15 protein-coding genes are annotated in these 13,883 nt (G+C 50.7%); 6 read left to right on the top strand and 9 right to left on the bottom strand.

Annotated elements, in window-relative coordinates; all coding sequences use genetic code 11:
* Window positions 1-75 precede the first annotated feature (75 nt).
* The 3 genes from IV54_RS04625 to IV54_RS04615 all read left to right on the top strand — a co-directional run bounded on the left by IV54_RS04625 (window position 76) and on the right by IV54_RS04615 (window position 2,622).
* Window positions 76-726 carry an NAD(P)-dependent oxidoreductase gene (locus tag IV54_RS04625; RefSeq protein WP_057878232.1) on the top strand — a complete coding sequence of 217 codons (651 nt, stop codon included), beginning with the start codon at window positions 76-78 and terminating at the stop codon, window positions 724-726.
* A gap of 102 nt (window positions 727-828) precedes the next feature.
* Complete coding sequence (gene brnQ, locus IV54_RS04620; protein WP_157054353.1) at window positions 829-2,166, top strand: branched-chain amino acid transport system II carrier protein; 1,338 nt, start codon at window positions 829-831, stop codon at window positions 2,164-2,166.
* A 180-nt stretch (window positions 2,167-2,346) separates the two neighbouring features.
* Window positions 2,347-2,622, top strand: a complete 276-nt coding sequence (locus IV54_RS04615; protein ID WP_237756663.1) for a hypothetical protein — start codon at window positions 2,347-2,349, stop codon at window positions 2,620-2,622.
* Between the two features lie 60 nt (window positions 2,623-2,682).
* Here the strand turns inward: IV54_RS04615 and IV54_RS11690 are convergent, their stop codons facing one another.
* Entirely contained in the window at window positions 2,683-2,847 is a 165-nt protein-coding gene (locus IV54_RS11690; protein WP_157054352.1) for a hypothetical protein, read from the bottom strand.
* 102 nt (window positions 2,848-2,949) lie between these two features.
* Between IV54_RS11690 and IV54_RS04610 the strand changes: the two genes are divergently transcribed.
* A complete protein-coding gene (locus IV54_RS04610; protein WP_057878230.1) occupies window positions 2,950-3,636 on the top strand; it encodes a YjjG family noncanonical pyrimidine nucleotidase in 687 nt (228 codons plus the stop codon).
* Here the strand turns inward: IV54_RS04610 and IV54_RS04605 are convergent.
* From IV54_RS04605 to rpmH, 8 genes are all read right to left on the bottom strand, one after another.
* Window positions 3,633-3,842, bottom strand: a complete 210-nt coding sequence (locus IV54_RS04605; RefSeq protein ID WP_057878229.1) for a hypothetical protein — start codon at window positions 3,840-3,842, stop codon at window positions 3,633-3,635. The genes IV54_RS04610 and IV54_RS04605 overlap by 4 nt on opposite strands.
* An 18-nt stretch (window positions 3,843-3,860) precedes the next feature.
* Window positions 3,861-4,241, bottom strand: a complete 381-nt coding sequence (locus tag IV54_RS04600; protein WP_057878228.1) for a hypothetical protein — start codon at window positions 4,239-4,241, stop codon at window positions 3,861-3,863.
* Between the two features lie 286 nt (window positions 4,242-4,527).
* A complete protein-coding gene (mnmG, locus tag IV54_RS04595; RefSeq protein WP_057878227.1) occupies window positions 4,528-6,438 on the bottom strand; it encodes a tRNA uridine-5-carboxymethylaminomethyl(34) synthesis enzyme MnmG in 1,911 nt (636 codons plus the stop codon).
* 57 nt (window positions 6,439-6,495) lie between these two features.
* A complete protein-coding gene (mnmE, locus tag IV54_RS04590) occupies window positions 6,496-7,890 on the bottom strand; it encodes a tRNA uridine-5-carboxymethylaminomethyl(34) synthesis GTPase MnmE (protein ID WP_057878226.1) in 1,395 nt (464 codons plus the stop codon).
* A gap of 211 nt (window positions 7,891-8,101) precedes the next feature.
* Window positions 8,102-8,890, bottom strand: coding sequence for an RNA-binding cell elongation regulator Jag/EloR (gene jag / locus IV54_RS04585; protein ID WP_057878225.1), 789 nt, complete (start codon window positions 8,888-8,890; stop codon window positions 8,102-8,104).
* A 148-nt stretch (window positions 8,891-9,038) separates the two neighbouring features.
* On the bottom strand, window positions 9,039-9,872 hold the full coding sequence (yidC, locus tag IV54_RS04580) for a membrane protein insertase YidC (RefSeq protein ID WP_237756662.1): 834 nt from the start codon (window positions 9,870-9,872) through the stop codon (window positions 9,039-9,041).
* An 11-nt stretch (window positions 9,873-9,883) separates the two neighbouring features.
* The gene (gene rnpA, locus IV54_RS04575; protein ID WP_057878224.1) at window positions 9,884-10,240 is read right to left on the bottom strand and encodes a ribonuclease P protein component; all 357 of its coding nucleotides are present in this window, start codon (window positions 10,238-10,240) and stop codon (window positions 9,884-9,886) included.
* Window positions 10,241-10,338: 98 nt separating this feature from the next.
* Window positions 10,339-10,473: a 50S ribosomal protein L34 gene (gene rpmH / locus IV54_RS11480; protein ID WP_011668979.1), complete on the bottom strand. Its 135-nt coding sequence runs from the start codon at window positions 10,471-10,473 to the stop codon at window positions 10,339-10,341.
* Between the two features lie 535 nt (window positions 10,474-11,008).
* Between rpmH and dnaA the strand changes: the two genes are divergently transcribed.
* Window positions 11,009-12,382: a chromosomal replication initiator protein DnaA gene (dnaA, locus tag IV54_RS04570; RefSeq protein ID WP_057878223.1), complete on the top strand. Its 1,374-nt coding sequence runs from the start codon at window positions 11,009-11,011 to the stop codon at window positions 12,380-12,382.
* Between the two features lie 268 nt (window positions 12,383-12,650).
* Entirely contained in the window at window positions 12,651-13,790 is a 1,140-nt protein-coding gene (gene dnaN / locus IV54_RS04565; RefSeq protein ID WP_057878222.1) for a DNA polymerase III subunit beta, read from the top strand.
* Window positions 13,791-13,883 lie beyond the last annotated feature (93 nt).

Here is a 13,883-nt window from a genome sequence, read left to right as displayed (position 1 = left end):
AACCATATTAATTGGCGAAACACTCGAAAACCGCTATACTAATCGCATCGTAACAAATAAGGGAGGAAACTATCTATGAAAATCACAATTATCGGGGCCACTGGAATGGCCGGCAGCGCCTTGGTTAACGAAGCTTTACGCCGCGGCCACCAGGTCACCGCGTTAGCCCGTTCCGAGGAAAAATTAGCCAAATTGCCAACTGACAACCCAGCCCTAACCACCCACGTTCAGGGTGCCTTTACGCTCAGCACCGCTGATCTTCAGGCAACGGATGTCGTCATTGATGCCTTTGCCACCGCACCTAGTCTTGCCTTCCAACACGTCGATTTAGCCGCTCACCTGGTGGCCCAACTTCGGGAAACCACCAGCCCTCGCTTAGTCTTCATTCTCGGTGCTGGTAGCCTCCAAACGGGGGATGACCACCATCTGTTCGTTGACGATATCGCCAAGGACCCGAACGCCGCTAGCTTCATCAGCGTGCCCCAAAATCAATTGAAGGAACTTAACTTCTTACGCGATGTCGACAATGTTAACTGGGTCGGCGTTTCTCCCGCAGCTAACTTCCATCCTGGAGATGCCGTTCCCGCCTTACTAGGCACGGATGAGTTACTGGTCAATGCGCAACAAGAATCTGGCACTTCAGCCGGAACCATGGCTGTGGCGATCCTCGATGAAATCGAACAACCACAACATCATCAGGTACGTTTCACCGTCGCTGATAAATAATCAAACGATCTAGAGTTCCGGGCTTTTGTCCGGAACTTTTTTTTGGTATGCTTACCGGGTGCTAAAATCTGAATTTAACTTTAAGAAAGTTGCGATGCCATCTTGAAAACACAGTTAAACCGACGCGAATTGCTCTTCATTGGCATGATGCTCTTTGGCCTGTTCTTCGGCGCCGGCAACCTGATCTTCCCTATCTTCTTAGGACAGCAGGCCGGTTCTTCCGTCGGCTGGGCGGCCATAGGCTTATTACTCGCCGGAATCGGGATTCCGCTTCTAGGGGTCACCGGGATTGGGATCACTCACAGTGAAGGTGTCTTTGACCTCGCAACCAAAGTCAATCGCCCCTTCGCCTACCTTTTTACCATCCTGCTGTACCTGACCGTGGGCCCGTTCTTTGCCCTTCCTCGTCTGGCGACGACGTCTTTTCAAATCGGCCTCGTGCCCTTTATCGCCCCACATCACCAGTCGCTCGCCCTAGGACTCTTCTCAATTGCCTTCTTTGGCCTTGCCTGGTGGTTAGCTCGCCGTCCCGGTAAACTCATGACCTACGTGGGAAAATGGCTCACACCGCTATTTCTCGTTCTCTTAGGGGCACTGATGTTAGTGGCCTTTCTGAAACCCCTAGGTGACTTGTCAGGTGTTCCGGTCCGTGGTAGCTACGTCCATGCACCTATTTTAAGTGGATTTATGGAAGGGTATAACACCATGGATGCCTTGGCTTCACTGGCCTTTGGGATCGTCGTCATCGATAGTATTCGCGACCTGGGGGTAACCGAACCCGGTCAGATTGCTAAAGACGTGATCAAGGCCGGAACCATCAGCATTGCCTTAATGGGGGTCATTTACACGCTGCTGGCCCTCATGGGAACCATGAGTCTGGGGCACTTCTCACTCGCAGCCAATGGGGGCATTACCCTGGCTCAGATTGCCAATTACTATTTTGGCACCTGGGGAACTGGCCTACTGGCCCTGATTGTGATTATCGCTTGCCTAAAGACCGCCATTGGCCTCATCTCAGCCTTTGGAGACGCGGGTCATGCCTTATTTCCTCGCATCCCTTATGCTGTTTTGATTGGCATTGCCGGTGTGTTGCCCTGCCTATTTGCCAATATCGGCCTGACCAAGCTGATTGCGGCTTCCACGCCGGTCTTGCTCTTTCTGTATCCCTTAGCCATTGTACTCATCCTGCTAGCCGTCTTGTCCCCGCTGATGGGGACCTCTCGTTGGCTCTTCGGAACTGCGATGCTTTTCACCCTTATTCCAGCCATTTTTGCTGGAATCACGGCACTCCCGACGGCCATTCAAAACGCGGTCTGGTGTCGTCCCTTATTAGCGCTGAACGCGTACCTCCCCTTAGCCAGTCAAGGCTTCGGTTGGGTGGTTCCCGCATTAGCTGGGACACTGATCGGCTGGATTGCTAGTCGCTTGACCGCAAATTAATGACCTATCACCTAGGTAGCCTTCGGCAATCTTGAGATTGCCGAAGGCTACCTTATTTTGTTCGAAAAGTCATCTTGCAATTTGAGTGTTTTGACCTCCCGTTGACGGAAAATTTCTGGTAGTATATATTAAAGCTGTAATCGAATTCTCATATTCTCATTTAATTTAAACGAGGTGAAAATGATGACGACTACCCGTTACCCTTTAAATATCGCTAAAATTTTCGTACCAATTATCACCGTTGTGCTCTTGTTACTGATGATGTCTGTCAGTGATCCCGTAATTGTCGCTTTTCTATGCTTTAGTTCCTTGATTACAACGATGCTTCACTTCAACGTTTTCGAAGATACCAGCGACACCCATCCGTTAAACCGGATCGACCTGGTTCTTCAAGTTGTTTTTCTACTCGCATCATTCTTCCGTGCCTTCATCTTGGGCTCGAGTGATTATCACTAGCTGAATTTAAGCCCGGTTGTCCCAGCAGACAACCGGGCTTTTTAAAACCCATACAATCCTTTACGGTTTTGTTTGATCATCGGTCAGGGCCAGCACCAACGTCACAACACCCAGGCTTAGTGAAATGCCACCCATGGCCAGATCGCGATTAGGGCGTAAGAACAGGATCATCCCCGCCACCAAGAACAGACCGGCATTTAACAAATAAATCTGCTTGCGGTTCATCCCTACACCTCCCCAAGAGTTGACCACATTTTAGTCGTAGGCTCGGCGCCAACCTCACATTCGTGGTAAGCTTTACAAAAACCACGAAGGGATCCCCTATCCATGAAAAAATATGTCATTCTCGATCTTGACGATACACTCCTCGACTTCACCCGCGGCGAAATCGAAGGGGTCACGACACTGCTTACTGAACACGGTGTCACCGATACCGTCCACGGCCTGCAGGTCTACCAAACGATCAACACAGCGGTCTGGCAACAGATCGAGCAGGGAGCGCCACGCGAGCCACTGTTGAATACGCGCTTTACCAAAGCCTTTGGTGCCCTGGGAATTTCGGTCGACGGAGTGACGCTCGAACGCCGTTACCATGCCATGTTAGATCATAATTTCTATGTACTCCCAGGCGCTCAGGACTTCCTGGACACCCTTCAAAAAGGGCAACTTACCCTGATCGTCGGCACCAACGGGACCAAGACTATCCAGCTCAACCGACTAGAAGGCTCCGGCATCGCTGGGTATTTCGATCGTCTCTTCATCTCGCAAGACCTCGGGGTCGACAAACCCGATCCAGCCTTCTTTAACGCCATCTTTGCTGCTTATCCCGATATGACGACCGCTAACACCATCATGGTCGGTGACCATCTCGCCTCCGATATTCAGGGGGCACTGAATAGCCACCTCGACAGTATCTGGTACAATCCACACCACGACACCAATTCCGAGGACATTCAGCCAACCTATGAGGTTGATTCCTATGCGGCCGCCGAGCACCTCTTGCTCAACGACTAGCCCAATTCCACCTCACCTAAATCGGTTTCAGGCGTCTGGGCCTTAGCGGCTTGTAAAACATCCCAGTCCTGTTTGGTAATGAGGACGATCGAATCTGTCTCGTGACCATCCGTGGGTGTCACGACGACTGTTTCTTGGTCATCGCGGACCTCGGTTAATATCTCTAGCAAAGCCTGTTGTGCCGCTGTTGGTGAATAACGCTTCATAATTTGCTCCCCCTCTATTTATCCGGCTAACCGTGCCAGAATCCCGGCTAAAACGGCCGCCAACAACACTTGACTCAACAACAGGTACTGGGTCTGACGGCGCCACCATATTTGTTGATCCTCTGACACCCGACGACGCCGTTGAATCCGTAACGCCACCACTCCGGAGGACAGATCGACCAACAGTAACAACCAAACCACGCGCTGATTTGTCCAGGTTGGTTGGACGACCGCAATCGCCGCATAGGCCAACCCTAAGTAGAGAAAGCTGTGACACATGATCTGATGCCGACTCAACCGCCAGCCATTGGCCGCCTGGATCCGCTTTAACAGTTGGCGATGCCACCACAGACTCACTAAGGCCAACCCAATACCCAGACCTAACAGAATCGTTTGCACGTTCAAGACTCCCTTATCCCGAGGTCGCCAATTTCGCAACCGTATTCGGCGTTCCGCTTGTCTTATCTCTTCTTCAAGGTTAACAAGACCACGTATTGTTGCTGCAAAGAACGTGTAAAGATTATGTGTTTTAATTATTAAGCATCGAATAACTACGCTACCATTACCATACTGTCAATCTTACGGCCATCGTTAATTATTTATCTTTCGAAAATTAATTATTAATAATTAAAAAGAGGGGTCCTCCCGGTTATCACAACCGCAAGGACACCTCTTTAAGTTTTAACTACTTCACTTTTGCAATTTTTCCTTGTTCAACGTAAACACTCAGGATGGCGATATCGGCGGGATTAACCCCACTGATTCGGCTAGCCTGGGCCAACGTCTCGGGCTGAATCTTCTTCAGTTTCTGATGGGCTTCGGTTGCCAAGCCATCGATCGCATCGTAATCGATGTTTGCTGGAATGGCCTTGGCTTCCATCCGCTTCAACTTCGCCACGTTGTCCTCGGCCTTCTTGATATAGCCGGCATACTTCAGCGAAATCTCAATTTCCTCGACGATGTGGCGATCCAGCGGTTGTTCTGGCGCTGGAATGAACTCAAGTAACGTCTGGTAGTCCACGTATGGCCGGCGCAAGAACGCTGCGGCCAACACACCATCTTGGAGTGGCTTGTCGCCGTGCGATTCAACAAAGGCGTTGATCGCATCGCTTGGCTTGATCCGGATGCTGTTTAACCGGTCCAATTCAACCTGAATGGCGGCCTTCTTAGCCAAGAATTCTTCATAACGGTCATCACTGATCAGACCCAGCTCGTGGCCCTTGGCGGTCAGCCGCAGGTCCGCGTTATCATGCCGCAAGATCAAGCGGTATTCGGCCCGGCTGGTCAACAACCGGTAAGGCTCCTTGGTTCCCTTGGTAACCAAATCGTCCACCATAACCCCAATGTAGGCATCCGAACGCTTCAACGTGAAGCCCGGCTTGCCTAACGCCCGTAAGCCGGCGTTGATTCCGGCCAGCAGACCTTGACCCGCTGCTTCTTCATAGCCGGACGTTCCGTTAGTTTGGCCCGCCGTGAAGAGGTTCTTCAATGGCTTGGTCTCTAACGTTGGCCGTAATTGGTAAGGGGAAACGACATCGTATTCGATGGCATAGCCGGGACGCATCATTTGGGCGTCTTCAAGGCCTTGGATGGAGTGCAAAATCTTCTGTTGGACTTCTTCAGGCATCGACGTGGATAGCCCTTGGACGTACCATTCATCGGTCTTGCGGCCTTCTGGTTCCAAGAAGAGTTGGTGCCGTGACTTGTCGGCGAAACGAACGATCTTGTCTTCGATTGATAGGCAGTAACGTGGACCCACCCCTTCGATGACTCCGGTAAACATCGGCGCGCGGTCAAGGTTTTCGCGGATGATCTTGTGAGTCGTTTCGTTCGTGTAAGTTAACCAGCAGGACAGCTGGTTCTTCAAGGCCAGGTAATCGCTGTCAGGGGTGGTAAAGCTAAAGTGGTTGGGCTCTGCATCCCCAGGTTGTTCCTCGGTCTCATCATAGTGAATGGTATTCCCATCCACTCGTGGTGGGGTCCCGGTCTTGAAGCGTTCGAGGTCAAACCCATACTTTGGCAGGTTGGCCGTCAGCTTGTTGGCCGGTTGCGAGTTGTTAGGGCCTGATGAGTACATCAATTCCCCAATAATAATCTTCCCACGCGCGGCGGTTCCGGCGGCGATCACCACGGCCTTAGCGGCGTAACGCGCCCCAGTATTCGTGATGACCCCTTTGCAGACGCCATCTTCCACGATAAGGTCGTCGACGATCCCCTGGCGCAACGTCAGATTGGGTTCGCGTTCGATGGTATGCTTCATTTCTGCGTGGTAGGCGTGCTTGTCGGCCTGCGCACGGAGGGCCCGAACAGCCGGGCCCTTACCGGTGTTTAACATCCGCATCTGCACGTAGGTCTTGTCGATGTTGCGGCCCATTTCGCCACCCAAGGCGTCGATTTCACGGACGACGATCCCCTTTGCGGGACCCCCGACCGATGGATTACATGGCATAAATGCCACCATGTCCAGGTTGATGGTCATGAGGAGTGTCTTGTTTCCCATCCGGGCAGCGGCTAAAGCGGCTTCGCTACCAGCATGACCGGCACCCACGACGATAACGTCGTAGTCCTGGCCGGGATATTCTTTTACTTCAGTCATGGTTTCTTTCCCTCCATGTCGGGTCACGGAACTACCCGCGGCCAAACGGTTTATGCGTTATTTTCCTAAACAGAATTGACTAAATAATTGGTCGAGTAACTCGTCTTGATAGCTATCGCCGGTAATTTCACCCAGCAGATCCCAAGCCCGCGTCATGTCGATCTGAACCAGGTCCACGGGCATCCCCGCAGCAATTCCACTCTGGACGTCATCCAAGGCGTCACTGGTCTGGTGTAACAGCCCAATGTGGCGGGCGTTGGTGACCATAACCGAGTGTGAATTTGACTCGATACCCTCGTCGAAGAAGAGGTGGGCAATCGTCGTTTCCAGCTTGTCTAAGCCGGCTCGCTGCAAAATAGACGTCTCAATGATGGGACTCCCATTGGCAGCCTGTTTGACGGCGTCTAAATCGAGCTTTTGGGGCAAATCGGTCTTGTTTAAAATCAGAATTCGTTGCGTGTCGGCTGTGGCCTTCAGTAGCGATTCATCCTCGGCGGTCAACGGTTCACTGGCATTGAGCACCAACATGACCAAATCGGCAGTGTTGATGGCCTTGCGTGAGCGTTCCACCCCGATCTTTTCAACCTTATCGGTGGTATCGCGGATCCCCGCGGTATCGATCAGCTTCAACGGCACACCCTTGACATTGACGTATTCTTCGATCACGTCACGTGTGGTTCCGGCGACATCGGTTACGATCGCCTTGTCTTCGTGTAACAGGTGGTTTAAAAGGCTACTCTTCCCAACGTTTGGCCGACCCACAATTGCGGTCGCCAAGCCTTCACGGAGCACCTTGCCTTGTTTAGCGGTAGCTAAAAGCGTCTTGACCTGCTGCTGAACTTCTTTGGACTTCTCCAATAACATCTTGGTCGTCACGGCCTCAACGTCATCATATTCCGGATAATCAATGTTCACTTCGACTTGGGCCAGGGCATCCAAAATATCCTGCCGCAGGTGACGAATCAAGTGGGAAAGATCCCCGTCCAATTGGTTTAAGGCCACCTTCATGGACTTATCGGTCTTGGCTCTGATCAGATCCATCACGGATTCCGCTTGGGTCAAATCGATTCGGCCGTTTAAGAAGGCCCGCTTCGTGTACTCACCGGGTTCCGCCAGACGTGCCCCGTAGCTCAGACATAACTGCAGGATCCGGTTAGTCGCCACGATCCCGCCGTGACAATTAATTTCAATAATATCTTCCTTGGTGTAGGTCTTCGGGGCCCGCATCACGGTAGCCATGACTTCATCAACCTCTTCACCATCTTCAGGGTCGACGATGTGGCCGTAATGAATCGTATGGCTGGCGGCCTTGCGCAGGTTGGCTCCCTTGAAGAGCTTGCCAGCGACATCAAAGACCTCTTCACCGCTCAGCCGAATGATAGCAATACCACCTTCACCAGGCGGGGTCGAAATTGCTGCAATCGTATCAAATTCTGTGGTTGTGACTGCCATGAGCCATCCTCCTTTTAAGTCTGTCAGTTGGTTCTTACCCCGGTTTACGCGGTCTAACGCCCCGGGCGTATCATTTTACGCCATAAAAAAAAGCACCCACTCCACGCCACCTAACTGTGCGTGGATAAAGTACTTTCACTACTTTATCGTAAACTTGATAAGAATGATTGTCTTCACTATAAGGGGTAAAGACGCTTTTGTCAAACGAAACTTAGGCCGGTTCGATCACCACGGCCCGGTGGGGTTCTCTCCCTGCCGAATAGGTGGTGACGTAGTGATTCTTCGCCAAAACCGCGTGGATCTGCTTGCGTTCAAACGCCGGCATCGGGTCCAAATAGATCGGCTTCCCGGTGGCCACGACCTCACGCGCCGTACTCTCAGCCAACCGGTTCAAGGTGGCTGCTCGCCGTTCACGATAACCGGCAACATCCAGTTCAACCATGACGTGCGCTGCCCCATGATGATTCAAGAATAACTGTGCCAGGCTCTGCAAGGCATTGATGGTCCGACCGTGCTTGCCAATCAGAAGACCTTCCTTTTCCGTCGTAAAGACCAGCTTAACCTGCCGCCGTGCCGTGGATTCGACGTCCAGTGTGGCGTCAATTCCAAGTTGATCGACGATCGTGGCCAGATAGTCCTGAACGGCCTCAATGGCCGCCTCGCGACGTTCCCGTCGTTCCTCTGGCGTTGTCTCCGGTTGCACCGGTTGGGCGGTCCCAGCCGCCTCAGGGGTGTCAGTCACGGCCGCTGCCGGCTTGGTTGCGGGCATCTGCGGTTGCACTGGCACAACTGCTTGTTTCTTAGGTGTTGGTTTCGACGGCGCGACCGGTTCAACGGGCTTCAAAGCCACGTCCACCATCGCGTCTCTCTGGCCAATTCCCAGCCAACCCTTACGTGGCGTGGTGACCACTCGGGTTGTCACTTGGTCCAACCGACAATTCAGAGCGGTCAATCCTGCCTGAATCGCCGCCTCTTCCGTTTTCCCCGTAAAGATTGTCATGTCGTCCATTCCTCCAATATGCTTTCAGTCATTTTTCAGTATACCATAGAACTTTCCGGGTCAGCTCATCTGCCATCACACGTTTCCCGGATAGAAAAAGCCGTCCCACCATTGCGGGACGGCCTAAAATGCATTTATTTAGCTTGCTTTACTTGCGGCGACTCTGCTTAGCGCGACGTACGGCCTTCTTCATAACCCGTTCGCGAGCGGCCTTTTCTTTGGCCTTCTCATCGCGTTCGGCTTGAATCTTCCATGGGTTTTGCAGTAACAGTGTTTGACCGACTTGGAAAATGTAGGACACGGTCCAGTACAATGACAGTGACGAGGCCACGTTTAAGGCGGTAAAGAAGACCACCACGGGCATCCCGATAACCATCATCGTATTCATGGAACTCGTCTCCGGTGCCGACTTGGTGGTTAACCACGAACTCAGGAACGTGGCAAATGCCGCCAACAGTGGCAAGATGAAGTACGGGTCCTTGTGGCCCAATTGCAACCACAAGAAGGTGCCGGATCGCAGAACGGCCGTCCGCCAGATAGCTTGATACAAGGCCCAAATGATTGGGAGTTGTACCACGGCTGGTAGGCATCCCATTAAGGGATTAATGCCGGCTTCCGAATACAGCTTTTGCTGTTCCGTCTGCAATTTTTGCATCGTGTCACGGTCCCGTGACGAGTATTTCTTCTGTAAAGCCTTTAATTGGGGCTGAATTTCCTGGGTCTTCCGCATGCTGCGCGTTTGGAAAACCATCAGTGGCAGTAAAATGATCCGGATGATAATGGTAAAGATGATAATACCAACACCATAATTCCCACCGAAGAAATGAGCCAACCAGATGATGGCACGCGAGAAGTTCAGAACGATTAAACCGTCCCAAATCCCGGTACTCTGGTTCGTGATTGGCTTATTACTACAAGCGGAAAGGATCAAAGTCAAGCCCACAATACCAAGCATCAGTAGGGTACGTTTGTACTTTTTCACGTTTTTCACGTTTATTCCTCACTATAGTTGGAATCCAGCAGTTTTGCCAGCTTCAAGACATGGATCAGGCTGCTCTTCGCATCGGGCATCGAGATGCCATCGGCACGCGGACGTGCGATAACTAGGAAATCCACATCCTGCTTGAGGTGCGGCTTCAGCTCGAGTAAACTCTGCCGAATCCGTCGTTTCACCCAATTCCGGTGAACGGCGTTTCCAATCTTCTTCCCGACCGAAATCCCAACCCGAAAATGCGGTTGATCCGGCTTCTCCATTGAATACACCACAAATTGCCGGTTAGCGACTGAATTTCTGGTTTCAAAGACCTGCTGAAATTCCGCTTCTTTCTTAATGCGGTAAGATTTTCGCATGGTGCATCTCCAAAATTCTCATATATGAACAGGCCGCGAGGGATTGGGGTCCCAGTCTCCTCGCAGATAAAATAAAAAGACCACTGACAGTCAGCGGCCTATGCAGACAATACTTTACGTCCTTTTTGACGACGACGTGCTAAAACTTGACGGCCATTGCTAGTGCTCATGCGCTTGCGGAAGCCGTGTACACGTGAACGGTGACGTTTCTTTGGTTGGTAAGTGCGCTTCATCGTGACACCTCCTTGAAATTTTTGAATTTTTTCATCTGGTTAATCCAGACAAATACTAAATGCATTTCCTGAACATATTAGCATAAATTTCGAACGAATGAAACCGTTAGTTGAAAATATCCATAAAAAGTTGTCCCCGGATAAATTTGTTTCATGCACTTTGGCTGTGGATAACTTGTGGATTCAGAAAAAGTTATCCTAGCCTTTCCCACCTGGTTATCCACCAATCCACAGCCTGTTTATTTTTAAAAAAAGCATTCCTGTTAATTCTGTGGATAACTTGTGAAACACTTATCCTTGAGCAATTCCTACTCCACAACTTCCTGTGGACAAGTTAAAATCACATTTATTATCCACAAGTTCCGCCCTACCTGTGGATAACTTTATTAACTCCCTGTGAAACAATTATGCACAGCGTCCATTACCCTGTGGAAAACTTTTTTTCTTCATGCTACACTGGACTTACGTTTTCGTTTGGGCGGCGTCCGTCCAAACCTACGATTACCATAATCTTAAATTTAGGGGGGCTACATCAGTGCCAGATATGTTAACTTTGTGGGCTGATATTACAAAATTACTCAAGCAAAACCTTGATCCGGCAACGTACGCAACCTGGATCGAAGCAGCTAAGCCAATTTCCCTCGTCGGTAACAAACTAACGTTGGAACTTCTCTCACCCCTACACCGTGACTACTGGACCCGGCGCCACCTCGATCAACAAGTCATCGAATACGCCTACCAGGTCACACATGAAGATATTCAACCTATTCTCGTCACGAAAAGTGAACTACAACCAGAGGTCTCCCGTAGTAAAACGGGAACCGGCGTGGTTACCGAGGAGCCTGGGGTTACTGATGCTCCCGACGCCACACCCACTTTTATGAAGGAAAATGCGTTGAACCCACGCTACACATTCGATACCTTCGTGATCGGGAAAGGGAACCAAATGGCCCATGCGGCGGCCTTGGTGGTTTCTGAAGAACCTGGTGTGATGTATAATCCACTCTTCTTCTATGGTGGTGTTGGCTTGGGTAAGACCCACTTGATGCACGCCATCGGCAATAAGATGTTGGAAGATCATCCCGACACCAAGGTGAAGTACGTGACCAGTGAAGCCTTCACTAATGACTTCATTAACTCGATTCGAACGCGGACTCAGGAACAATTTCGTCAAGAGTACCGCGACGTTGACCTCTTAATGGTTGATGATATCCAGTTCTTCGCCAATAAGGATTCGACCCAGGAAGAATTCTTCCATACTTTTAACTCCTTATATGACGACGGCCATCAGATCGTCTTGACTTCCGATCGTTTACCAAATGAGATCCCGAAGCTCCAAGACCGCCTGGTATCTCGCTTCGCCTGGGGGTTGTCCGTGGACATCACGCCACCAGACCTGGAAACGCGGATCGCTATTCTCCGCAATAAAGTCGACGCCGACCAAATCGACGCGCCGGATGACACGCTCAGCTACATTGCTGGTCAGATCGACTCTAACGTGCGGGAACTAGAAGGCGCTTTGTCTCGCGTTCAGGCCTACCACAACCTGACGCACAAGCCAATCACCACTGATTTGGCTGCCGAGGCGTTGAAGAGTCTCAACCTAGCGAATGCCAACGATGCCATTACCATTCCAGTCATCCAGGACCGAGTGGCCAGTTACTTCCACATTTCAATGAAGGATTTAAAGGGGAAGAAGCGTAAGAAATCCATCGTGACACCGCGCCAGATTGCCATGTATCTCTCGCGTGAGCTGACTGATGCCTCGCTACCGCGCATTGGGAACGAGTTTGGTGGTAAGGATCACACCACGGTCATTCATGCCTACGACAAGATCGGCGACGCGCTAAAAACGGATCCCGAACTGCAGAAGGATATTGACGACTTAAAAGAAGAATTACGGCGCTAGTCATTGGCCGTCTCCAAGGACCTCTGAGTGGGGGTGTTTGAGGCGGTTTTTTGGCCCCAACTGCGGTATCATGGAAATGAACGCCACAGCGTGTGTGGATAAGAAAACAAAAGTCGACGAGTTTTCCACAAGTTATCCACAGGTGGAAAAGCGTAGCCACAACATAGTTTCTCAAAGTTATCCACATTACCCACTGCGCTACTACTTCTTCTATCTTTTTTCTTTTAATTAAGTAAATTACGCACCAAATAAAGGAGTGTCATCACTAATGAAATTTACGATTAACCGGGCAGCCTTCATTAAGGAACTGAACAACGTCTCCCGTGCCATTTCTTCTAAAACCACGATTCCCATTTTGACTGGACTCAAGATCGTCGCCAGTGACGCTGGGTTACTTTTAACCGGATCCAATGCCGACATCTCTATTGAAACGTTGATCAGAGCCGACGATCCTGATATTGGCTTAACGATTGATGAACCAGGAGCCATTGTTTTAACGGCGCGGTTCTTCAGTGAAATCGTCAAGCGGTTACCAGAACAAACGATGACGCTAACTGTTAAGGATGGTTTCCAAACTGAAATCACCTCTGGTTCTGCAGCCTTCAACATTAACGGCCAAGATGCCAATAACTATCCCCATTTACCAGAAATTGATGCGGCCGATTCCGTGGTACTCTCGGGTACCGTCTTTAAGGAACTCATTGGCCAAACGGTTATCGCCGTTTCTAATCAAGAGAGCCGTCCAATCCTGACTGGGGTGCATTTCGTGTTGGCTAACAACCAATTCTTGGCTGTGGCCACGGATAGTCACCGACTCTCACAACGACAGATCGAATTACCAGATCCCACCGAAGCGGCCTTTGACGTCATCATCCCGGGGAAGAGTTTGACCGAATTATCTCGGATGATCGGCGACGATGACAGCACGGTTAAGATGCAGTTCTCCGAAAACCAAGTGCTCTTCTTATTAGGTGACACGTCGTTCTACTCCCGGTTATTGGAAGGCAATTACCCTGACACGTCGCGGTTGATTCCAAAGGAAGCCTCCACGACCGTCGAATTTGAGGCACCAGAATTATTGGCTGCCGTCGAACGGGCCTCGCTGTTGTCCCATGAATCACGGAACAACGTGGTTAAGCTGACCTTGACGCCAGCCGAGAATCACGTGACGATCTTCAGTAACTCACCCGATGTCGGGAATGTTGAAGAAGCCTTGGATCCTAAGGAATTGACGGGTGAAGATCTCGAAATTTCCTTTAACCCTGATTACATGAAGGATGCCCTGCGATCATTTGGGCAAACGACGATCAGAGTGGCCTTTACCTCCGCATTGCGGCCATTTACCTTGGTCCCAACCGAAGATACCAGCAACTTCATTCAGTTGATCACGCCGGTACGGACGTTCTAAAGTTAATCACCACAAAGTGTTGTCCCTTGGGGGCAACACTTTTTTTATGACTGGCCGTGGATTTCGGTAGTGGTCCAGTTATGAAAACGGGGG

Source organism: Levilactobacillus paucivorans, assembly GCF_001437125.1.
Taxonomy (GTDB): Bacteria; Bacillota; Bacilli; order Lactobacillales; family Lactobacillaceae; genus Levilactobacillus; species Levilactobacillus paucivorans.
Note: the sequence above shows the minus strand (reverse complement) of the source record. Positions and strands in the feature narration are given on the sequence as shown.

Bases quoted from the DNA above. Each gene is read 5' to 3' on its own strand.
- dnaN (WP_057878222.1), top strand. From the start codon at position 12,651: ATGAAATTTACGATTAACCGGGCAGCCTTCATTAAGGAACTGAACAAC.
- IV54_RS11690 (WP_157054352.1), bottom strand. From the start codon at position 2,847: ATGAACCGCAAGCAGATTTATTTGTTAAATGCCGGTCTGTTCTTGGTG.
- mnmE (WP_057878226.1), bottom strand. From the start codon at position 7,890: ATGGCAGTCACAACCACAGAATTTGATACGATTGCAGCAATTTCGACC.
- rnpA (WP_057878224.1), bottom strand. From the start codon at position 10,240: ATGCGAAAATCTTACCGCATTAAGAAAGAAGCGGAATTTCAGCAGGTC.
- rpmH (WP_011668979.1), bottom strand. From the start codon at position 10,473: ATGAAGCGCACTTACCAACCAAAGAAACGTCACCGTTCACGTGTACAC.
- IV54_RS04605 (WP_057878229.1), bottom strand. From the start codon at position 3,842: ATGAAGCGTTATTCACCAACAGCGGCACAACAGGCTTTGCTAGAGATA.
- IV54_RS04610 (WP_057878230.1), top strand. From the start codon at position 2,950: ATGAAAAAATATGTCATTCTCGATCTTGACGATACACTCCTCGACTTC.
- mnmG (WP_057878227.1), bottom strand. From the start codon at position 6,438: ATGACTGAAGTAAAAGAATATCCCGGCCAGGACTACGACGTTATCGTC.
- IV54_RS04615 (WP_237756663.1), top strand. From the start codon at position 2,347: ATGATGACGACTACCCGTTACCCTTTAAATATCGCTAAAATTTTCGTA.
- IV54_RS04625 (WP_057878232.1), top strand. From the start codon at position 76: ATGAAAATCACAATTATCGGGGCCACTGGAATGGCCGGCAGCGCCTTG.
- jag (WP_057878225.1), bottom strand. From the start codon at position 8,890: ATGACAATCTTTACGGGGAAAACGGAAGAGGCGGCGATTCAGGCAGGA.